Origin of the sequence: Aeromonas sp. s4, from assembly GCF_040907855.1 — a bacterium.
Lineage (GTDB): Bacteria > Pseudomonadota > Gammaproteobacteria > Enterobacterales > Aeromonadaceae > Aeromonas > Aeromonas caviae.
In genome coordinates, this window is sequence record NZ_JBFOCP010000024.1 from 90,687 (window position 1) to 108,954 (window position 18,268).

The following is an 18,268-nucleotide window of genomic DNA, read 5'->3' on the forward strand; positions in this document are numbered from 1 at the left end:
GGCAAGATATCGACGGGATCATGATTTCTTCTCCATCTCGGGCATCGCCATCTGATGCTGGCTATGGTCCATGCCTTCCATCTTCTCCATCTCATCCGTTGCGGGCTTGGCGGTGTCGCCAGTTGCCGGCGCTTGCTCCTGATGGATGGTGGTGATGCGGTACTCATCCCCCTCCTGCATCACTTGCAGGTGCAGGGTCTGTCCCTCGGCCAGCTTGCTGATATCGACTCCGTCGGCGACGGTGAACTCCATCTCCATGGCGGGCCACTGCCACTCGGGGATGGGCTGGTGAGAGACCATCAGGGTGCGGTTGGCCAGATCGATGCTTTCAACCTCGCCCTGGGTCCATACCTGGGCGGGGCGCACCGCCGTCATGCGCAGGAAGTCCGAATCGATAGCCGATTCGGAGTCGAGCAGGAACTGGGCCGAGCTGACGATGCTGTCCCCCGCTTCAACTCCTGCCTTGATGGCCACCTTGTCGCCAAACTGGGGGCCCAGAGTGACGGCCACCGATTTGAAGCTGCCATCCCCCAGCGCCAGCACCAGCCGGTCCTGGCTGCCGGTGCGGATCACCGCTTCGCTCGGCACAACCAGTTGCGGCTCTCCCTTGCCCGCCTGAATGGTCACTTTGGCGAACATATTGGGCTTCAGAAACTCGTCCGGGTTGGCAAAGCGCAGCCGCACCTTGAGGGTCCGGGTGGCAGCATCCAGGGTCGGGTAGAGGTAATCGACCCGGCCCTGCCAGTGGCGGCCGGGGGCGTAGTCCAGGGTCATGGTGACCGGATCGCCCACCTTCAGCTGGGCGGCCTGGCGCTCGAATACCTCGGCGCTCACCCACACCTGCTGTAGGGTGCTGATGTTAAAGAGCGCCGCGGCGGGCTCCACATACTGGCCCTCGCGCACCTTCAGCTCGGAGACATAACCGCTGCTGGGGGCATAGATGCGCACCGTCTCCTGCACCTGGCGGCTGCGCTTGAGGGCCGCAATCTGATCCGCCGGCACCTGCAGGGACTTGAGCTTGCCCTCGGCGGCGCGCAGCAGCAGGGGGTTGGCGGTGTTGAGAGCCAGCAGATACTCGTGCTGGGCGTTGACCAGATCCGGGGCGTAGAGCTCGTAAATCAGGCGGCCTTTGCTCACTTGCTGCCCCTCGCTCTTGATGGCGAGGGTGCGGATCCAGCCCGCCATGCGGGCGTTGACGGCTTCCAGCTTGTCTTCGTCATAACCGACGTAACCCACCGTCTCGAGCTGCTGGTGGATGGGGAGCTTCTCCACCTTGGCGAGCCGCACCCCAAGATTCTGCTGGATCTCGGGGCTGATGGTGACGGTGCCCGGTGAGCCGCCCTGTTTTTCCTCATAGACGGGGATGAAGTCCATCCCCATGTTGTCTTTGGCGGGGGCATCGCGCTTGTCGCGCGGATCCATGGGGTTGACCCAGTAGAGGGGCGTCTTCTCCTTGGCTGCAGTGCCAGCGGTGGTCTGTTTGGCGGCCCAGTAGCCGCCACCGGCGCCGAGGGCGAGCAGCAGGGCGGACATCAACAGCGTCTTGTTCATGACAAGCCTCCGACGCGAGTCTGCATGCAGAAAGTGCAGGAGGATAAGGTGCCCGCGAAGGCAGCAACCTTGGACGGTGAAAAGTGGGCTGGTGACATAATACGTCTTCTCTTTTGCAGGCCGCCGGTCGGGTGAGGTGCAAGGCATCACCCAAGGGGCTGGCGGCAAACGGGGCGTTGCTGACGAGTCAGCGGACGCACGGCTCCCTGTTGCTGGCGGGGCCAGTCGTCACAGGGTCAGGCAAGGCGGCAGAAAACGGGCAAGCCGAGGCTTGCTGTTGCCGCGAGAGAAGATCTTTCTAGTGGCGCAGCACCGACAACATCAGGTGTCGGCGCGGCCAGGAGGGAGGGTGGGTACCGCGGGATCGCAGGAAGGGATCCCGCAACCAGTTGTCCAGCAGGGGGGCGAGGCGCCACGAAGGGAGCAACAGCAAAGGAAGCAGCAGCAGTGACAGCAGCAGGCCCAGCAGGGGCGGCGCACTGGTGGCGCCGAAGACGCCGCTCTGCATCTGGCACTCCTCCCCGGGCGGGGCCGCCTCACTCTGGGGGCCGCCGTGGCAGGAGAGGGAGGCTGTGTCGGCCTGGTGCATGGCGGAGTGCTGCACAGGCTCGCTCTGGTGCAGTCCATGAGACAGGGGGGACTGCGCCGGAGCCAGGATGGATGCGGATGCGTCACTTGGCAGGGCGGTGGCCGCCCCATGCCAGCCGATGCACAGGGTGAGATTGCAGACGAGCATCAGCCCCAGCAACAGCCGGGCGATGAACGTGGTGGGCAATCTCGATGAGAGCATGGGTGGCTTCCCTGTGACGAATGGGCCGAATCTAAACCTTGCCGAAAGGAGAAGGTCAAGGCCTGGCAAGCGCCGTCTGCCTGGGAATTGACATGGATTAAGAGAGGGCAGGGCAGTGAACAAAAAAAGCCCCCACATGGGCGGGGGCAGGGGCTTTTGGCGAGGGCGAGCCTGACGTGGGGATCAGGCGAAGCAGGTCCAGATGGGGGCGTGATCCGAGGGCTTGTCGATGCCGCGCAGCTCGTAGTCGATGCCGGTCTCGGTCACTTTGTCCTTGAGGGCGTCGGAGGCCATGATGAGGTCGATGCGCAGGCCCCGGTTCTCGTCAAAGCCCCTGGAGCGGTAGTCGAACCAGGAGAAGCGCTCGCACTCGGTGGGGTTGGCGGCGCGGAAGGTGTCGGTGAGGCCGAACCCCTTGAGGCGCTCCATCCATTCCCGCTCGATGGGCAGGAAGGAGCACTTGCCATCCCGCAGCCAGCGCTTGCGGTTCGCCTCGCCGATGCCGATGTCGAGATCCGTGGGGGAGATGTTCATATCCCCGATCAGCGCTATCTGGTCGTCCGGGGTGTGGTGGGTCTCGAGGTAGTGCTGCAGGTCTTCATAGAACTTCTGCTTGGCCGGGAACTTGGTCTCGTGATCCTGGCTCTCCCCCTGGGGGAAGTAGCCGTTCATCACCTTGATGACGGAGCCGTCTTCCCGCTTGAAGCTGGCCATGATCATGCGGCGCTGGGCATCTTCCGGATCGGTGGGGAAACCCTTTTGCACCTCGATGGGAGCCTGCTTGCTCATGATGGCGACCCCGTAGTGCCCCTTCTGGCCGTGGAAGACCACGTGGTAGCCCATGGCCTCCACATCCGCGACCGGGAAGGCTTCGTCGTGCACCTTGATCTCCTGCAGGCCGATCACGTCCGGCTGGTGCTTGTCGATAAGGGCTTGCAACTGATGAAGGCGTGCACGCAGGCCATTGATATTGAAAGAGATGATCTTCATGTTCGGGGTGCTCATGTCGTTTTTGTTCGTCGCTTATTGGACTAGGAATCCGCGATGGATGCAAGTTCGGGGGCTGTGACTGGCGCAGCGACTCGGGAATCTGTTCACGATCTGTCGCGAGAGTCTGTCAGCAAGGTGACGCGCAGCAGAGGAACCTGAGTGTATATGTATACATGAGAGCGCCTGGCGACACACAAGCGAGCAGCACATGAGCCTTGGACGCGGCCTCCCAGCAGGATCGTGGACAGGTTTCTAGCGGGTCATCTTCTTGACAAACACCACCACGAACAGTGCCAGCGTGAAGCTGCCGGTAAAGGCTTCGAAGGCGGCGAAGATCCGCGACAACCCCACCGGGGTGAAGTCCCCATACCCCAGCGTCGTGAAGGTCACCACGCTGTAGTAGAGGCACTCCATCAGGAAGATGGCGTTCTGCTCCAGGGGGGCGTCCGGTCGATAGATGAGGTGGGTGCCCGCGAAGTTGAGGCCGCAGAAGAAGTAAAAAATGCTGCAGATGACGATGAGCAGCAGGGAGAAGAGAACCACCCGCATGGGGGCCTCGCCGTAACCGCAGAAGAGATCCACTATCCAGGAGGCGAAACGGCGGTAGGACCAGAACGGCATCTGCAGGCGGCGCATGGTGAGCTCCTGCTGGATGTAGCGACCGGACATGGTGAAGATGCCCTGGGCCTCCGAGGCCTTGCGCAGATCCCGGTAGGTCTCCTCCGCCTCCTTGAACCAGACGCGGGCCTGCGCCGGGTCCCGCTCGCGGCGCCCCTTTCTGTCCTGCATCAGCCGCTTGCCCGTCTCCAGGTTGTCGAGGCGGGTGTTCTTCCAGCGGATGCCGAGCAGGTTGACGTCGTCGAGGGTGGCGCAGTGGAGGTTCGCTTCGCTCAGATCGGCCTTCATCAGGCTGCCGCCCTTGATGCGAATGCCGTAGAGATGGGCACCTCGCAGGTTGGCGCGATAGAGGTTGCACTGCTCCAGCAAGAATCCCTCCGGACCCTGCCTGTTCACCAGGTTGAGATCCGCCAGCTCGGCGCGGGCCAGTTGCAGGCCGTGGCACAGGCCTCCCTGGCGCACATAGCGCTCCAGCGCCTCGGCGGTATCAGGGGTGTTGTGGGCCGCAGCGGGGTCGTGCCAGCGGCAGAGATCATGATCCCCTGCCTCTTCGGTGCAGTGGCGGCCATCGGCCACCAGGTATCGGCACATTGCCATGGTGTTGCCCCTCCCTTCCCTGAGTCAGTATCAGCATAGGTGAGGGGAGGAGGGGGATTCAGCTGTGCTGATGATATTCCTGGCGCAGCTTGCGAAAACGTTCCTGCTGGGCGGGGTTGAGGGGGATGCCTTCCAGCACCTCCAGGGTCTCCTTGCACTCGGCGCCAAACTCCGGGCTCTTGCGGTTCTTCTGCATGAGTTGCAGCAGCACCTGGATCTTGTTGAGGGCGGCGCCGGTATTGGCGGGCGCCCGGCGCAGGGCCTCGCGAAAGTGGCCGAGGGCCTGCTCCAGCTCTCCGGCCTGATAGGCCTTGATGCCCAGATCGTTGAGCTGCTGATAGCGCTGGCGCCGCTCCTGCACCGTCTTGTCATCCCGGGTTACCTGGATGCAGGTGGTGAGCAGCCGATCCTCATCCTCCGCCAGCAGGGGTTGCAGGCTCTCGGCGTACTCGAACTCCCCGAGCTGATAGAGGGCGAGTATGGTCTCGCCAAGGAGAGCCGGAGGCATGGTGGCGGGCTCGTCCAGCCAGTTCTGGTTGGCGCGATAGAGCATCTTCTTGCCCTTGAGCAGCTCCCCCAGGGCGATGCGCACCCGGGCCTGGCAGATCTGCTCGAACACCGGGTAGTTGAACTCCGACATCATCAGGGAGTCGCGGATGCGCGACAGGGCTGAGTTCACCTGCTTTTGCAGGTTGGCGATGTGGTAGCCGTCGTTGCTGTTGAGGGCGTACAAGGTGAGGGTCTGGATATAGGCCCCGAGATAATGCGGCGTGCGGTGGATCGAGTTGCGCGACAAGTCGATGAGGGCGAGCAGCACGTCCTTGGCCTGGGCGTAGTCGTGCCGTTGCAGGCACACCTCCGCCAGACGGCGGGAGAGCTGCACCGACTGGGGAGAGATGTCCACCGCCCGGCGCAGCTCCTGCTGGGCCTGCTCGTCATTGCCCAGCGCCAGCAGGGACTCCGCGAGCCAGAGGTAAGCCTCCACCATCAGGGGGGTGTGTTTCAGGGTGGCTTGCAGGTGGCTTACCGCCTCCTCGTGCAGACCCAGGGTATGGCACGCCTTGCCCAGGGTGAGGCGAGCCCAGCTGTTCTCCTGCCCCGCCAGCAGCTGGCGCATCAGGCTGCGAGCCTCCTTGGCCTGGCCCAGCTTGAGCTGGGTGTCGGCCTGCAGGCAGCGGCAGAAGTTGGCAAAGCGGGGCACCGCGTCCGCCTGTTTGGCACAGGCCTCCACCAGGGCAGGCAGATCGTCCCGGGTGAGGGCGCTGAAGACGCTCTCCAGCGCCTGGCGCCGGGCGAGGGCGCGTTTGAGACGAAAGGAGAACTGCTCCTGGGAGAAGGGCTTCATCAGGTATTCGTCGGGCTCGGCTTCCAGCGCGCTCAGCACCATGGCGCGGGAGCCGTCGCTGCTGACCATGATCACCACGCTCTGGGGCGGAATGAGTTGCTGATCCCGCAGGCTTTCCAGCAACTGGCGGCCGTTCTCGCCCGCCCCCAGCTCATAGTCGAGCAGATAGATGTCGAAGCTCTCTTTCTGGCAGCGGCGGCGCGCCTCGTCGGCGGAGTTGGTGTAGGTGATGCGGTTGATGCCGATGTTGATCAGCATCGCCTTCATCATCATCTGGAAGGAACGCTGTTCGTTGACCAGCAGGATGCGCTTGGGCTTGGGCTGGGGTTTCTTCTCGGGTACGGAGTCCGGTGTCTGCATCTGTCTGGCATCAAGGCGCTACGGGCTGGTGGGAGAAGTGTGCCACCAAAGTCCGCAGGCAGGCAATTGCACATGGGGAGGCCCCCCGGTTTTTCCCGCAGACCTTGGGTGAAAAAAGGGTGTCTTGCCTTTGATCCAGGTCAAGGGAAGGTGAGTTGGCACTGGCAGGCGCTGTCCCGGTTTTTAGACTTGAAGAGCATCAGCATGCGGGAGGCGGCAGAAGGGCAGGGTGCCCGTCTGCTCCCTTGCCCGCTCACAAGGAGGGATCAGATGAGTTTGCTACCAAGTCGCACCAGCCTGTTTGATGATCTGTTCCACGACATGGCCTCCGGCTTCTACATCCGCCCCCTGCACGGGGACCCGTTGCCCAGCCAGATCAAGCTGGATCTGCGGGAGAGCGGGGATGACTACCTGCTGCAGGCGGAATTGCCCGGGGTGGCGAAGGAGGACATCCACGTGGACGTGCACGGCAAGCTGGTGACCCTGAAGGCGGAGATCCGCCAGTTTGACAGCCAGAACAAGGATGAACGGGCCCTGCGCAGCGAGCGCTATTATGGCAGCGTGTCGCGCAGCGTCGAGCTGCCGGTGGAGGTGTCGCCAGAGCAGGTGAGCGCCCGCTTTGACAACGGCATCCTCACCCTGCGCCTGCCCAAGCAGGCGGCCAGCCCCGCGCCCCACCGCATTCCCATCGAATAGGCGGTCAGTGAACGAGGCCCCGCACTGCGGAGCCTCGTCATTCAGGGCTGCTTGCGCACCAGATAGGGAGCAAACTCGGGGGTGTGGCTGGCGGCAAAGCCCGTGGCGGTCTTCTCGATGAGATAGACCGCCAGCTTGTGCTCCCTGGCAAAGGCCATCGCCCGCTCGGGGCCCATCACCATGAGGGCGGTGTCGAGGGCATCGGCCTCCAGGGCCGTGGGGGTGATGACGGTGGCGGAGACCAGCTTGTGGGTCACGGGCTCGCCGGTGGCGGGATCGATGATGTGGGAGTAGCGCTTGCCGTCGAGCTCGTAATAGTTGCGATAGCTGCCGGCGGTGCTCACCGCCATGCCGTTCGGGGTCACCACATCCTCGATGGCGCCCGGTCTGTCCGAGGGCTCGACGATGGCCACCCGCCAGGGATTGCCCTTGTCGTTGTGTCCCTTGCTGCGCACCGCTCCCGCCACCTCGATGAGGTAGTTGTGGACCCCTTTTTGTTCCAGCAGCCCGGCTATCTCGTCGGAGGCCGCCCCCTCGCCCAGGGTGGAGAGATCCAGATAGAGGTCTGGGATGGCCTTGCCGAGCAGGAAGTGATCCCCCTCGGGGGTCAGGGTGAGCTTGTCGATGCCGACCCGCTCCCGCGCCTTGGCGATCTGCTCTGCGCCGGGCCGCCTGACCGGGCGCTTGTCCGGCCCGAATCCCCACAGATTGACCAGGGGGCCCACGGTGACATCGAGAACCCCCCGGGTGAGGTGCCCGGCGTCAATGCCCTGTTGCACAATCTTCGCCATGGTGGCCGGGATGACCTGGGGGGGCTGCCCCGTTCCCTGATTGAAGCGGGAGATGAGGGAGCCCGGATCATAGGTGGAGATCTCCTTGTTCAGGCGTGCCAGCAGCGCCTCCACCTCCTGTTGCAGTGCCCCCTGTCCGCCGGGGAAGGGGTCGCTCAGGGTCACCGCATAATAGGTGCCCATGGTGTTGCCCTGGATGCGGGTCTGGGTCGGGGCCGGCTGGCAGGCGCCAAGCAGCAGGATCAGGGAGAGCAGCAGGGTGCGCGTCAGCGCAGGCGCAAAGGGGAACTTCATCTCTCATTCTCGCGGGAGTCATCGACGGGGGAGCAGCTTAGCCAACGGCTGTGGTGTTGGCGAGTGGCCGTGGGCGGGAAGGCCGCAAATAATTAAGCCGGAGGGGAATTTGATCAACCCGCTTTGGGCCCGGGGTCGGGAGAAAAGAAGTGACCGGGCCCGCAGGCTGGCCCAAAAGCGGTCGTCCTTCGGTGACATTTGAATACAATGAAGATCGATCCTGACAGCATCTTTGCGGGTCGCGCCCACGGGGGCGAGATGCCTGTGCTGTCATCCTTCGTCAATCAAAGGAGAACGTGATGAAAAAGGTGTTAACCCTGCTGCTTCTTGGCTCCCTCGCCACCCCGGTCCTGGCCGACGAGTGCGCACTGGTGATCGAAGGCAATGACGCCATGCAGTTCAACCAGACGGCGATGAGCGTGCCGGCCACCTGCAAGGAGGTGACGGTGACCCTCAATCACACGGGCAAACTGCCGGTGGCCAACATGGGCCACAACTGGGTGCTGGCCAACACCGCCGACTATCAGGCCATCGCCACCGCCGGCATGAGCGCCGGGGTCGATCACGACTACCTGCCCAAGGATGACCCCAGGATCCTGGCCCACACCAAGCTGGTGGGGGGCGGCGAGAGCACCAGCGTTACCTTCAAGACCGACGGCCTGGCGGGCAAGGATCTCACCTTCTTCTGCTCCTTCCCGGGCCACTTCGCCCTGATGAAGGGCAGCTTCAAGGTGGGGTAGTGCCAAGGGTCGTGTCGCCGCCAGCACAAGCAAAAGCCGGGAGGGTCCCGGCTTTTTTGTCTTCGCTTGCGCTGCGTCGCGGTGCTTTCATGATCTGGTCTGGGGTGGCAAGGAGATGACCGGCGTAGAATAGGCCGCAAATGGGCCAGTGGCCCGCCTACGCCCCTTCGGAAAAGAGAGCATGAACGCAGTGAAATGGATGCTTGGCTGTTGCCTTATGCTGCTGTGCGCCATGGCGCTGGCCGCCGAGCCCCCGGTGAAGAAGAGCCGGAGCGGCATCTGCCACCCCAAGGGCGGCACCTACTACAGCCGCACCAGGCACTATACCCCCTATGACACCATGCAGGCCTGCCTCGACAGCGGGGGCCGTGCCCCCCGGCGTTAAACGGCGGCCTGCTTGGGCTGCAGGGTAAAGAAGGCGAGGGTGGTCTTCTTCCCGCACTCGAAGCGGATGCTCTCCTCCCCTTGCACCACCAGGGTCTCTCCCGGTGCGACCTGTTGCCCCTGCACGGTGAGCTGGCCCTCCAGCAGGTGGCAGAGGTAGCACTTGTCCGCCTCCAGGGTGAGGCTGAGGGGGAAGGGCAGGTTCAGCACCCGCACGTTGGCACTGATGCGCGCCGGGTGGTAGATGAGCCCGAGATCCGTCACCTCTTTTTTCAGCAGCTCGCAGCGGGTCTCGTCATCCCCGCTGAAGTGGGCCGCCTCGAAGGTGGCGTAGGGGTGGCCGTTGAGCACGAAACCGGCACCGCTGACGGGCAGCAGGATGCGCTGGTAGCCGGGAAAGCGTGAGAAACTCCCTGCTTCCTTGATGGGGGCCGAGCTCAGCCGATAGTCAAAGTCGAGCTTGTCCAGGGTCGAACCAGGGGGGGAGATCAGGATCTGGGCCGTGGTGCCCTGCCTGTTCTTCCAGGGCATTTTCAACTGGTCGGACTCTTTAATCAGGGTGATCACGATGTCGCCTCGGCGGGAAGGGGAGAGTGGGGCCAGTGATACCATCTCCGGGAGTGGCTCACAAGGCGCCGCCAGCGCAGGCCGCGCTGGTTGGCCACAAATCAGGCAGCGGACCCCCTGACGCTGACCCTAATCGGTCGACTCAAGCCCTTTTTCTATCTTGTCCAGCAGTTGCTGCAATTGCGCTATCTCCGCCGGCGTCAGCAGGGAACACAGCCGTTCGTCGAGCCGTGCAGCCTCCTGCTCCCCCTGGCTGACCCGCTCGCAGGCCAGCGGGGTCAAGGCCAGACAGATGCTGCGTCTGTCAGTGGGATGGGGCCGCTTCTCGATGAGCCCCTGTTTCTCCATCTCCTGCAGCAGGCGCGTCACCTGCGCCTTGTCGCGGCCCGACCGCTGCGCGATGAGCTGCGGCGTGGCGGGATCCAGCGCATGGATCAGTTGCAGCACCTTGTAATGGAGGGGGCTAAGGGCGATCTGCTGTGCCCGAAAATGCTGCGTCATGGCGATTTTGTACTGATCGAGGATCCGGAAGAGGCGGTTTGACAACTTCATGGTTGATAAAGTCAACTTGAAAGGGTTTAATTGATTTTATCAACCATATGGGCAAAAGCCCAGCCCGAGAGGAGATGAAAGATGCCACACACTTATCGTGTACAGGTCCAGGCGCTGGACCGCGAGGTGCCCCCGTTGCAGTTCGACTGCCAGAATCACGACGACATCTTTGCCATCCTGGCGCTCAGCAAGGGGAAGCTGCCCATGTCGGAGCAGGAACATCAGGCGTTTATCGTCGGGTTGAAGCTGTTTGGCGAAGTCATGATGCAGCATCGCAAAGAGGAGCTGTTCAAGGGGTTTCTCCCCCATTTCAAGCAATTCATGGGGCAACTGAAACGCACCGCCAGGGGAGAGGAGGCCGTGGTCGCCCCTTCCGAGTGACCCTGCCCTGACCCAAAGGGCGAGTGGTCCCGCCAGCATGCCTGATGCAAAGGAAACCCCGAGGTTGTGATCCCGGTGCTGTCAAAGCGGCGAGGGCCCGCTACACTGGCAGCTCGTTTCACGGAGGACCCATGACCCACAAGATCATTCTGGATACCGATCCCGGCATCGACGATGCCATGGCCATTCTGTTTGCCGAGGCGCACCCCGCCATTGACCTGCTCGCCATCACCACGGTGTTTGGCAATGCCACCATCGAAAACGGCACCCGCAACGCCCTCTGGCTCAAGCAAAAATATGGCATGAAGGCGGACGTGGCCCGGGGCGCCGCCGCGCCGCTGCTGCGCGAGCCCGTGGGGCCGACGACAGTGGTGCACGGCCCGAGCGGCTTTGGCGACGTCCAGGCGGGGGAGGTGACCCTCATCCCGGATCCCCGCCCGGCCTGGCAATACATCGTCGAGACGGTGAAGGCCCATCCCGGCGAGATCACCCTGGTGACCATCGGGCCCCTCACCAACCTGGCGCTGGCGCTCGAGGCGGCCCCCGAGGTAGCCGCCCTGGTGAAAGAAGTGGTCGTGATGGGCGGCGCCTTTGGCGTCAACGGCCATCGCGGCAACGTGACCCCCTGTGCCGAGGCCAATATCCACGACGATCCCGATGCGGCGGACCGGGTCTTCACCGCCCCCTGGCCCCTGGTGATCATCGGGCTCGACGTCACCCAGCAGAGCATCTTCACCGCCGACTATCTGGATGCCCTGCGGGACGATGCGGGGGAGCCGGGCCGCTTCCTGTGGGATGTCAGCCGCTTCTACCTGCGCTTCTATTCCGAGCGCATCGGCATGGCGGGGTGCCATGTGCACGATCCCTCCGCCATCGCCTATGTGATCGATCCTGCGCTGTTCACCCTGCGCAAGGGGCCGGTGCGGGTCATCACCGAGGGGCCCGCCATCGGCCATACCCTGCAAAAATTTGACGACACCCGCCATCCCCATGACGAGTGGGCCGACTGCCCGGCCCAGCAGGTCGGGATCGCGGTGCGGGATCAGGCCCTGCTCGCCCTCTATCGGGATACCCTGGTGGCCTGGGGCAAGGGGCGCCGATAAGGCCCGGCAGTGAGTGAAAGCGTGATGGCGGCCGGGTCATGGTGAGGCGCCCCCGGTTATACTGGCGAACATCGGGTTGACGGGAGGAAGACGCAATGGCCTGGTTGTCTCTGTTGGTGGCGATAGCCCTGATCGGGTGGTTGATGACGCTGGGGCGCGGCGCCCTGTTCGAGGTCCGGCTCGCGCCGGGCAAGGTGGTGGTGAAGCGGGGCTCGGTGCCGCCGCGCTTTGTGGCCCAGGCGACCCAGATCCTGCACCATGAGCCGGTGCGCGGGCGCATCCTGGGCCTGCGGGACGGCAACGGGGTGAGGCTGGTCTTCTCCCGCTCCATCCCCGAGCCCGTGGCCCAGCGCCTGCGCAACATCTTCCCCTACGGGGATTACCGGGGGCTCTCCCCGAGCCCTGACGGGCGAAAATCACGCTGAGCGGTCGCCGTGGCGACCCTCATTTCCAGACGCCGGGCCCTGTGCCCGGCGTCTGCGTTTTCAGGGTTTCGCCAGGAGGCCCTGTTGCGGTCAGCGCGGCCCTTGCAGGGGCCTGATCGCCTCGACCAGAAAGTCGATGAAGGCGCGGGTCTGGGGTTTGAGGAAGCGGCCGCCACGAAACACCGCGTGGATCTCGTCCTGGCGATCCTCGTAGGGGGAGGCGAGCCACTCTGGCAGCAGCGGCAGCAGGGTGCCCTCGTCGATGCTTTGCTGCACCATCCAGCTCGACAGCAGCAGCACGCCGCACCCCGCGAGGGCGGCGCAGAGCAGGGGCGTGCCCCCGACCGAGGCAAGGTTGCCCTGCACCGCCACCTTCTCGCGCTCCGTGCCCTGCTGGAAGTACCAGTGCTGGCGTTGGCGCCCATGCCCGCGAATGAGGCAGTTGTGGTGGGCCAGCTCGGCGGGATGGGCGGGTTCGCCATGGCGGGCCAGATAGGCGGGGGAGGCGACCAGCAGCGAGCGGTTGGTGAGCAGATGGCGAGTGTGCAGGCTGCTGTCGGCGGGCTTGCCGATGCGCACCGCCACGTCCACGTTCTCGGCATCGAGATCCACCATGCGGTTGTCCAGCGCAACCTCCAGGCGCACCCCGGGGTAGCGGGCGAGGAAGTCGGGCAGGCGGGGAGAGAGCCAGGACGCGCCGAAGCTCTCGAACACCGAGACCCGCAGCGGCCCCTCTGGCGCCACCGAGAGGGGTTGCAGGGATTGCACCAGCTGATCCGCCTCCTCCAGCAGGGGCAGGGAGCGGGCGAGAAAATAGGCGCCCTGCTCGGTCAGCACCAGTTGGCGGGTGCTGCGCTTGAAGAGCGGGATCCCGAGCTGCTGCTCCAGGGCGTCGATGGCACGGGTCACGGAGGAGGGGGCCTGGTTGAGGGCGCGGGCGGCACGGGAGAAACTGCCCGATTCCACCACCTGGGCCAGGATGCGGATGCGATCCAGCATGGATTCACCTTTGCGATAAACGCAAAACTGTTGCAGGTTATGACGATATTCTAATCAACAATGAAAAAGTGAACAATCAGCTCACCGCCCCATCCGGGGTCCATCACAGGAGTCTTGCCATGTCACACCGTATCCAGCTCGCCAACCAGGTGCCTGCCGCCGTCTCGGCCATGATGGGCCTCGAGTCCTACCTCGGGGGCACCGACATTCCCCTGTCGCTCAAGGAGCTCATCAAGTTGCGCGCCTCCATGATCAACGGCTGCGCCTACTGCATCGAGATGCACGCCGACGTGGCGATGAAGCACGGGGAGAGCGCCCAGCGTCTGCTGGCGCTGGCCGCCTGGCAGGAGTCGCCGCTGTTCGACGCCCGGGAGCGGGCGGTGCTGGCCCTGACCGACGAGGTGACCCTGATCGCCGACAAGGGGCTCACGGCGCAGACCTATGAGGCGGCGCTGGCCCAACTGGGGGAAACCCTGCTGGCCCAGTGTCTGATGCAGGTGGTCACCATCAACGCCTGGAACCGGATCGCCGTGGCGACCCGGATGGAACACGATCACTCCTGACACCGGACCTCGAGGGAGGGAGAGAAAACGATTGTCAACGGGCCCGCACAAGGGCCCGTTTTGTTACGAAGTGTGCCTTCTGGCGCCAGGGGTTGCGACCGTTGTCGGGGGGCGGGAAGTTAATCATACATTCGTTTGATTAATTATTTTTTTAATCTTCCCCGAAAAATACCCATCCAGATCAAGGTGTGGAGAAATGACCTGTGAGTCGAAAAGGGGCTGTATGGCTCTTTTTTGATCGCAATGGCGGGTTAAAAACAGACCAGATGGATCTTTTTGGTTAATTGGTGGTCACTTTTGGTGGCACGAGAGATTAACGGAAGATGAATTGCCGCGGTGTAACTTGAATAAATTGGTCATTGTCAAGGGATTAACATCTGATACCGCTTTCCATCACCTTTTGAACATTTTTGGGATTAATTTTTCATGTTGTTCACATGCCGGTCTGATGCAATAAAATGCTGCATTTTTTTATACCAATAAGCCTTCAAAAGATGAGGACATTGCATGAGACTCTTTGATGTGAAGAGGGGCTTGGGCGCTTTGCTGCTGCTCGCGACCGCCAGCTTGCTGAGTGGCTGCGACATGGCACTGATGAGCCCCAAGGGGCAGGTCGGTATGGAGCAGAAGTCACTGATACTCACCGCACTCGGCTTGATGCTGATCGTGGTGGTGCCCGTGATTGTCATGGCGGTGGCGTTCGCCTACAAATACCGGGCGTCCAACACCAGTGCCACCTATGCGCCGGACTGGGCCCACTCCAACAAGATTGAGGCAGTCGTCTGGACTGTACCCGTCATCATCATCGTCATCCTGGCGGTGATCACCTGGAAAACTTCCCACTCCCTCGACCCCTACAAGCCGCTGGAATCGGACGTCAAACCGGTTCAGGTGGATGTCATTTCCCTGGACTGGAAGTGGTTGTTCGTTTATCCGGAGCTGGGCATTGCGTCGGTCAACGAGCTGGCCTTCCCGGTCAACACCCCGGTCAACTTCCGGGTGACCTCCGACACCGTGATGAACTCCTTCTTCATCCCGCAACTGGGCGGCCAGATCTACGCCATGGCCGGCATGCAGACCAAGCTGCACCTGATTGCCAACGAAGCGGGCGAGTACAAGGGCATCTCCGGCGGTTACAGCGGTGCCGGTTTCTCCGGCATGAAGTTCAAGGCCATCGCGACCCAGGACCAAGCCGGTTTCGACGCCTGGGTAGCCAAGGTGAAGGCCTCTTCCAAGGCCCTGAGCACCATGGATGAGTTCAATGCCCTGGCCAAGAAGAGCGAAAACCACCCGGTGGAGTACTTCGCCAGCGCCGATCCCAAGCTGTTCGTCAACATCATCAACAAGTTCATGGGCGGCATGTCCCATGGTGGTCACGCCACCCCGGCTGCGGGCTCTGCGGATCACGAGGGCATGAACCACGAGGCCATGAACCATGACGCCGCCCCGAAAGCGGGTGCCATGGACCACGAAGGGATGAACCATGAGGCCTCGCAAGAGGACGCCATGGAGAACCAGGCCATGAACCATGACGCCCATGCCGGACACATGGCCATGTCGGCCGACAAGAGTGTGAAAGCAGGATCCGAGGAATAATCGATGTTTGGAAAATTGACACTCGAGGCTATTCCGTACCATGAACCCATCATCATGGTCACGATAGCCGGTATCATTCTGGGGGGCCTGGCCATCGCCGGTCTCATCACTTACTACGGCAAGTGGCAATATCTGTGGAAAGAGTGGCTGACCTCGGTCGACCATAAACGCCTCGGTATCATGTATCTCATTCTGGGCATGGTCATGCTGCTGCGTGGCTTTGCCGACGCCGTGCTGATGCGTGGCCAGCAGGTCATCGCCTCCGGGGGTGGCGAAGGCTACCTGAACGCCCATCACTACGACCAGATTTTCACCGCCCACGGCGTCATCATGATCTTCTTCGTGGCCATGCCGCTGGTGATCGGTCTGATGAACATCGTGGTGCCGCTGCAAATCGGTGCCCGTGACGTGGCCTTCCCCTTCCTGAACAACCTGAGCTTCTGGTTCACCGCCGCGGCCGTGGTGCTGATCAACGTCTCCCTCGGGGTCGGTGAATTCGCCCAGACCGGCTGGCTGGCCTATCCGCCCTTGTCGGGGCTGGAGTTCAGTCCCGGGGTCGGGGTCGATTACTGGATATGGAGTCTGCAGATTTCGGGTCTGGGGACCCTGCTGACCGGCGTGAACTTCTTCGCCACCATCATCCGCATGCGTGCCCCTGGCATGACCATGATGCGCCTGCCGGTCTTCACCTGGACCGCCCTGTGTGCCAACATCCTGATCATCGCCTCCTTCCCGATCCTGACCGTCACCATCGCCCTGCTCACCGCAGACCGCTACCTGGGTACCCATTTCTTTACCAATGACATGGGTGGCAACATGATGATGTACATCAACCTGATCTGGGCCTGGGGTCACCCCGAGGTGTACATCCTGGTGCTGCCGGTGTTCGGGATCTTCTCCGAAGTGGTGGCGACCTTCTGTAAGAAGAAGCTGTTCGGTTACACCTCCCTGGTGTGGGCAACCGTGGCGATCACCGTGCTGTCGTTCATCGTCTGGCTGCACCACTTCTTCACCATGGGGTCCGGCGCCAACGTGAATGCCTTCTTCGGCATCACCACCATGATCATCTCCATCCCGACCGGGGTGAAGATCTTCAACTGGCTGTTCACCATGTACCGCGGTCGCATCGAGTTCACCTCGCCCATGCTGTGGACCGTCGGCTTCATCATCACCTTCACCGTGGGTGGCATGACCGGGGTACTGCTCTCCGTGCCTGCCGCCAACTTCGTGCTGCACAACAGCCTGTTCCTCATCGCCCACTTCCACAACGTCATCATCGGCGGCGTGGTGTTCGGCTGCTTCGCCGGTATCACCTACTGGTTCCCGAAAGCGTTCGGCTTCAAGCTGGATGACGTCTGGGGCAAGCGTGCCTTCTGGTGCTGGATCACCGGCTTCTTCGTGGCCTTCATGCCGCTCTACGTGCTGGGCTTCATGGGCATGACCCGTCGTGTCAGCCAGAACATCGATCCCGAGTTCCACGGCTGGCTGGTGGTCGCCGCCTGCGGCGCCGGTCTGATTGCCCTGGGCGTGCTGTGCCAGGTCATCCAGATCGTGGTCAGCATCCGCGACCGCGAGAAGAACCGCGACCTGACCGGCGATCCCTGGGGTGGCCGTACCCTGGAGTGGGCGACGTCCTCTCCGCCGCCGTTCTACAACTTCGCCATCGAGCCGAAGGTCACCGGTCTGGACGCCTTCTGGGAAGCCAAGGCTGACGGCAGCGCTTACAAGAAGCCTGCCCAGTATGCCCCCATCCACATGCCGAAGAACTCCGGTGCCGGTGTCATCATCGCCGCCTTCAGCGTGGTGTTCGGCTTTGCCATGATCTGGCACATCTGGTGGATGGCCATCGCCGGCTTCATCGGCATGATCGCCACCTGGATCATCCACAGCTTCAACGACGATGTGGACTACTACGTACAGGTTGACGAGATCGAGCGCATCGAAGGTCAGCATTTCGACAACATCAACAAGGTGGCTTAATTCCATGGCGACTGACGTACTACATCACTCTCACGGTGCCCATGAGGATGGGCACCACGATGCCGGTGCCACCAAGGTATTCGGTTTCTGGATCTACCTGATGAGTGACTGCATCCTGTTCGCGACCCTGTTCGCGACCTATGCGGTCCTGGTCAACGGCACTGCCGGCGGCCCCACCGGCAAGGACATCTTCGAACTGCCGTTCGTGTTCGCCGAAACCATGCTGCTGCTGCTGAGCTCCATCACCTTCGGGTTCGGCATGCTGGCCATGAACAAGAACAAGGTCGCGGCGGTCAACACCTGGCTGTTCGTCACCTTCCTGCTGGGTGCCGGCTTCATCGCGATGGAAATCTACGAGTTCCATCACCTGATCGTGCACGAGGCGGGCCCGGATCGCAGCGGTTTCCTCTCTGCCTTCTTCACCCTGGTGGGGACCCACGGTATCCACGTGACCAGCGGCCTGGTCTGGATCATCGTGATGATGGTGTCGATCACCAAGAAGGGGCTGACCGAGCGCAACCGCACTCGCCTGATGTGCCTGAGCCTGTTCTGGCACTTCCTCGACGTGGTATGGATCTGCGTCTTCACCGTGGTCTATCTGATGGGGGTCATGTAAATGAGTCATTCCGTTGACAATCACGGCGCCAGCCACGGCAGCGTCAAGTCCTACATGATCGGTTTCGTGCTGTCACTCATCCTGACCGCCGTGCCGTTCTGGATGGTGATGGACGGCTCCGCCTCCCACGCCGTGGTGCTCGGCACCGTGGTGGCCATGGCGGTGGTGCAGATCTTCGTACACCTGGTCTACTTCCTGCACATGAACACCTCCTCCGAGGAGCGCTGGAACCTGGTGGCACTGGTCTTTACCGTGCTCATCATCGCCATCGTGGTCGTGGGTTCCCTGTGGATCATGTACAACCTCAACATCAACATGATGGTTCACTGA

The 18,268-nt window shown here is 62.6% G+C and carries 20 protein-coding genes; 11 read left to right on the forward strand and 9 right to left on the reverse strand.

What is annotated here, in order from left to right:
* Positions 1–18 precede the first annotated feature (18 nt).
* The 5 genes from AB5Y89_RS06790 to AB5Y89_RS06810 all read right to left on the reverse strand — a co-directional run bounded on the left by AB5Y89_RS06790 (position 19) and on the right by AB5Y89_RS06810 (position 6,251).
* Positions 19–1,551, reverse strand: a complete 1,533-nt coding sequence (locus AB5Y89_RS06790; RefSeq protein ID WP_368223252.1) for an efflux RND transporter periplasmic adaptor subunit — start codon at positions 1,549–1,551, stop codon at positions 19–21.
* Positions 1,552–1,849: 298 nt separating this feature from the next.
* Complete coding sequence (locus AB5Y89_RS06795; protein ID WP_113736093.1) at positions 1,850–2,341, reverse strand: hypothetical protein; 492 nt, start codon at positions 2,339–2,341, stop codon at positions 1,850–1,852.
* A gap of 183 nt (positions 2,342–2,524) precedes the next feature.
* Positions 2,525–3,331, reverse strand: a complete 807-nt coding sequence (xthA, locus tag AB5Y89_RS06800; protein ID WP_010673667.1) for an exodeoxyribonuclease III — start codon at positions 3,329–3,331, stop codon at positions 2,525–2,527.
* A gap of 252 nt (positions 3,332–3,583) precedes the next feature.
* Positions 3,584–4,546, reverse strand: a complete 963-nt coding sequence (locus tag AB5Y89_RS06805) for an ion channel (protein ID WP_029314056.1) — start codon at positions 4,544–4,546, stop codon at positions 3,584–3,586.
* Positions 4,547–4,604: 58 nt separating this feature from the next.
* The gene (locus tag AB5Y89_RS06810; protein ID WP_010673669.1) at positions 4,605–6,251 is read right to left on the reverse strand and encodes a response regulator; all 1,647 of its coding nucleotides are present in this window, start codon (positions 6,249–6,251) and stop codon (positions 4,605–4,607) included.
* A gap of 270 nt (positions 6,252–6,521) precedes the next feature.
* On the opposite strand from AB5Y89_RS06810, the gene AB5Y89_RS06815 reads away from it, so the two are divergent.
* Positions 6,522–6,947 (forward strand): Hsp20/alpha crystallin family protein, encoded by a 426-nt coding sequence (locus AB5Y89_RS06815; protein WP_039039212.1) that lies wholly within the window; start codon positions 6,522–6,524, stop codon positions 6,945–6,947.
* Between the two features lie 41 nt (positions 6,948–6,988).
* On the opposite strand, the gene AB5Y89_RS06820 is transcribed toward AB5Y89_RS06815, so the two are convergent.
* Positions 6,989–8,032 (reverse strand): FAD:protein FMN transferase, encoded by a 1,044-nt coding sequence (locus AB5Y89_RS06820; RefSeq protein WP_368223254.1) that lies wholly within the window; start codon positions 8,030–8,032, stop codon positions 6,989–6,991.
* Between the two features lie 299 nt (positions 8,033–8,331).
* On the opposite strand from AB5Y89_RS06820, the gene azu reads away from it, so the two are divergent.
* Both azu and AB5Y89_RS06830 read left to right on the forward strand, forming a co-directional pair.
* Positions 8,332–8,772 carry an azurin gene (gene azu, locus AB5Y89_RS06825; protein ID WP_043155526.1) on the forward strand — a complete coding sequence of 147 codons (441 nt, stop codon included), beginning with the start codon at positions 8,332–8,334 and terminating at the stop codon, positions 8,770–8,772.
* A 181-nt stretch (positions 8,773–8,953) separates the two neighbouring features.
* Positions 8,954–9,157 (forward strand): hypothetical protein, encoded by a 204-nt coding sequence (locus AB5Y89_RS06830; RefSeq protein WP_103244534.1) that lies wholly within the window; start codon positions 8,954–8,956, stop codon positions 9,155–9,157.
* On the opposite strand, the gene AB5Y89_RS06835 is transcribed toward AB5Y89_RS06830, so the two are convergent.
* Positions 9,154–9,723 (reverse strand): HutD family protein, encoded by a 570-nt coding sequence (locus tag AB5Y89_RS06835; protein ID WP_029314060.1) that lies wholly within the window; start codon positions 9,721–9,723, stop codon positions 9,154–9,156. The two genes, AB5Y89_RS06830 and AB5Y89_RS06835, sit on opposite strands and share 4 nt — an antisense overlap.
* Before the next feature lie 129 nt (positions 9,724–9,852).
* On the reverse strand, positions 9,853–10,275 hold the full coding sequence (locus AB5Y89_RS06840; RefSeq protein ID WP_113736097.1) for a MarR family winged helix-turn-helix transcriptional regulator: 423 nt from the start codon (positions 10,273–10,275) through the stop codon (positions 9,853–9,855).
* A gap of 81 nt (positions 10,276–10,356) precedes the next feature.
* Here AB5Y89_RS06840 and AB5Y89_RS06845 point away from each other — a divergent pair, with 81 nt between their 5' ends.
* The 3 genes from AB5Y89_RS06845 to AB5Y89_RS06855 all read left to right on the forward strand — a co-directional run bounded on the left by AB5Y89_RS06845 (position 10,357) and on the right by AB5Y89_RS06855 (position 12,184).
* Positions 10,357–10,656 carry a DUF3861 domain-containing protein gene (locus AB5Y89_RS06845; RefSeq protein ID WP_041214821.1) on the forward strand — a complete coding sequence of 100 codons (300 nt, stop codon included), beginning with the start codon at positions 10,357–10,359 and terminating at the stop codon, positions 10,654–10,656.
* A 131-nt stretch (positions 10,657–10,787) separates the two neighbouring features.
* Positions 10,788–11,759: a nucleoside hydrolase gene (locus tag AB5Y89_RS06850; protein ID WP_368223256.1), complete on the forward strand. Its 972-nt coding sequence runs from the start codon at positions 10,788–10,790 to the stop codon at positions 11,757–11,759.
* A 95-nt stretch (positions 11,760–11,854) separates the two neighbouring features.
* The gene (locus AB5Y89_RS06855) at positions 11,855–12,184 is read left to right on the forward strand and encodes a DUF3634 family protein (protein WP_191967283.1); all 330 of its coding nucleotides are present in this window, start codon (positions 11,855–11,857) and stop codon (positions 12,182–12,184) included.
* Positions 12,185–12,274: 90 nt separating this feature from the next.
* On the opposite strand, the gene AB5Y89_RS06860 is transcribed toward AB5Y89_RS06855, so the two are convergent.
* A complete protein-coding gene (locus AB5Y89_RS06860; protein ID WP_039039206.1) occupies positions 12,275–13,183 on the reverse strand; it encodes a LysR family transcriptional regulator in 909 nt (302 codons plus the stop codon).
* A gap of 119 nt (positions 13,184–13,302) precedes the next feature.
* Here AB5Y89_RS06860 and AB5Y89_RS06865 point away from each other — a divergent pair, with 119 nt between their 5' ends.
* The 5 genes from AB5Y89_RS06865 (at position 13,303) to AB5Y89_RS06885 (ending at position 18,268) form a co-directional block, all read left to right on the forward strand.
* The gene (locus AB5Y89_RS06865) at positions 13,303–13,746 is read left to right on the forward strand and encodes a carboxymuconolactone decarboxylase family protein (RefSeq protein ID WP_109422028.1); all 444 of its coding nucleotides are present in this window, start codon (positions 13,303–13,305) and stop codon (positions 13,744–13,746) included.
* Between the two features lie 507 nt (positions 13,747–14,253).
* Positions 14,254–15,342, forward strand: a complete 1,089-nt coding sequence (gene cyoA / locus AB5Y89_RS06870) for a cytochrome o ubiquinol oxidase subunit II (protein ID WP_080767819.1) — start codon at positions 14,254–14,256, stop codon at positions 15,340–15,342.
* 3 nt (positions 15,343–15,345) lie between these two features.
* Complete coding sequence (gene cyoB, locus AB5Y89_RS06875; protein WP_041211612.1) at positions 15,346–17,322, forward strand: cytochrome o ubiquinol oxidase subunit I; 1,977 nt, start codon at positions 15,346–15,348, stop codon at positions 17,320–17,322.
* On the forward strand, positions 17,243–17,938 hold the full coding sequence (locus AB5Y89_RS06880; RefSeq protein ID WP_080560441.1) for a cytochrome o ubiquinol oxidase subunit III: 696 nt from the start codon (positions 17,243–17,245) through the stop codon (positions 17,936–17,938). Before cyoB ends, AB5Y89_RS06880 begins: the two co-directional genes overlap by 80 nt.
* Entirely contained in the window at positions 17,939–18,268 is a 330-nt protein-coding gene (locus tag AB5Y89_RS06885; RefSeq protein ID WP_010673684.1) for a cytochrome o ubiquinol oxidase subunit IV, read from the forward strand.

Coding starts and splice junctions, on each gene's coding strand:
- AB5Y89_RS06790 (WP_368223252.1), bottom strand. CDS start 1,551: ATGAACAAGACGCTGTTGATGTCCGCCCTGCTGCTCGCCCTCGGCGCC.
- AB5Y89_RS06795 (WP_113736093.1), bottom strand. CDS start 2,341: ATGCTCTCATCGAGATTGCCCACCACGTTCATCGCCCGGCTGTTGCTG.
- xthA (WP_010673667.1), bottom strand. CDS start 3,331: ATGAAGATCATCTCTTTCAATATCAATGGCCTGCGTGCACGCCTTCAT.
- AB5Y89_RS06805 (WP_029314056.1), bottom strand. CDS start 4,546: ATGGCAATGTGCCGATACCTGGTGGCCGATGGCCGCCACTGCACCGAA.
- AB5Y89_RS06810 (WP_010673669.1), bottom strand. CDS start 6,251: ATGCAGACACCGGACTCCGTACCCGAGAAGAAACCCCAGCCCAAGCCC.
- AB5Y89_RS06815 (WP_039039212.1), top strand. CDS start 6,522: ATGAGTTTGCTACCAAGTCGCACCAGCCTGTTTGATGATCTGTTCCAC.
- AB5Y89_RS06820 (WP_368223254.1), bottom strand. CDS start 8,032: ATGAAGTTCCCCTTTGCGCCTGCGCTGACGCGCACCCTGCTGCTCTCC.
- azu (WP_043155526.1), top strand. CDS start 8,332: ATGAAAAAGGTGTTAACCCTGCTGCTTCTTGGCTCCCTCGCCACCCCG.
- AB5Y89_RS06830 (WP_103244534.1), top strand. CDS start 8,954: ATGAACGCAGTGAAATGGATGCTTGGCTGTTGCCTTATGCTGCTGTGC.
- AB5Y89_RS06840 (WP_113736097.1), bottom strand. CDS start 10,275: ATGAAGTTGTCAAACCGCCTCTTCCGGATCCTCGATCAGTACAAAATC.
- AB5Y89_RS06845 (WP_041214821.1), top strand. CDS start 10,357: ATGCCACACACTTATCGTGTACAGGTCCAGGCGCTGGACCGCGAGGTG.
- AB5Y89_RS06850 (WP_368223256.1), top strand. CDS start 10,788: ATGACCCACAAGATCATTCTGGATACCGATCCCGGCATCGACGATGCC.
- AB5Y89_RS06855 (WP_191967283.1), top strand. CDS start 11,855: ATGGCCTGGTTGTCTCTGTTGGTGGCGATAGCCCTGATCGGGTGGTTG.
- AB5Y89_RS06860 (WP_039039206.1), bottom strand. CDS start 13,183: ATGCTGGATCGCATCCGCATCCTGGCCCAGGTGGTGGAATCGGGCAGT.
- AB5Y89_RS06865 (WP_109422028.1), top strand. CDS start 13,303: ATGTCACACCGTATCCAGCTCGCCAACCAGGTGCCTGCCGCCGTCTCG.
- cyoA (WP_080767819.1), top strand. CDS start 14,254: ATGAGACTCTTTGATGTGAAGAGGGGCTTGGGCGCTTTGCTGCTGCTC.
- cyoB (WP_041211612.1), top strand. CDS start 15,346: ATGTTTGGAAAATTGACACTCGAGGCTATTCCGTACCATGAACCCATC.
- AB5Y89_RS06880 (WP_080560441.1), top strand. CDS start 17,243: ATGTGGACTACTACGTACAGGTTGACGAGATCGAGCGCATCGAAGGTC.
- AB5Y89_RS06885 (WP_010673684.1), top strand. CDS start 17,939: ATGAGTCATTCCGTTGACAATCACGGCGCCAGCCACGGCAGCGTCAAG.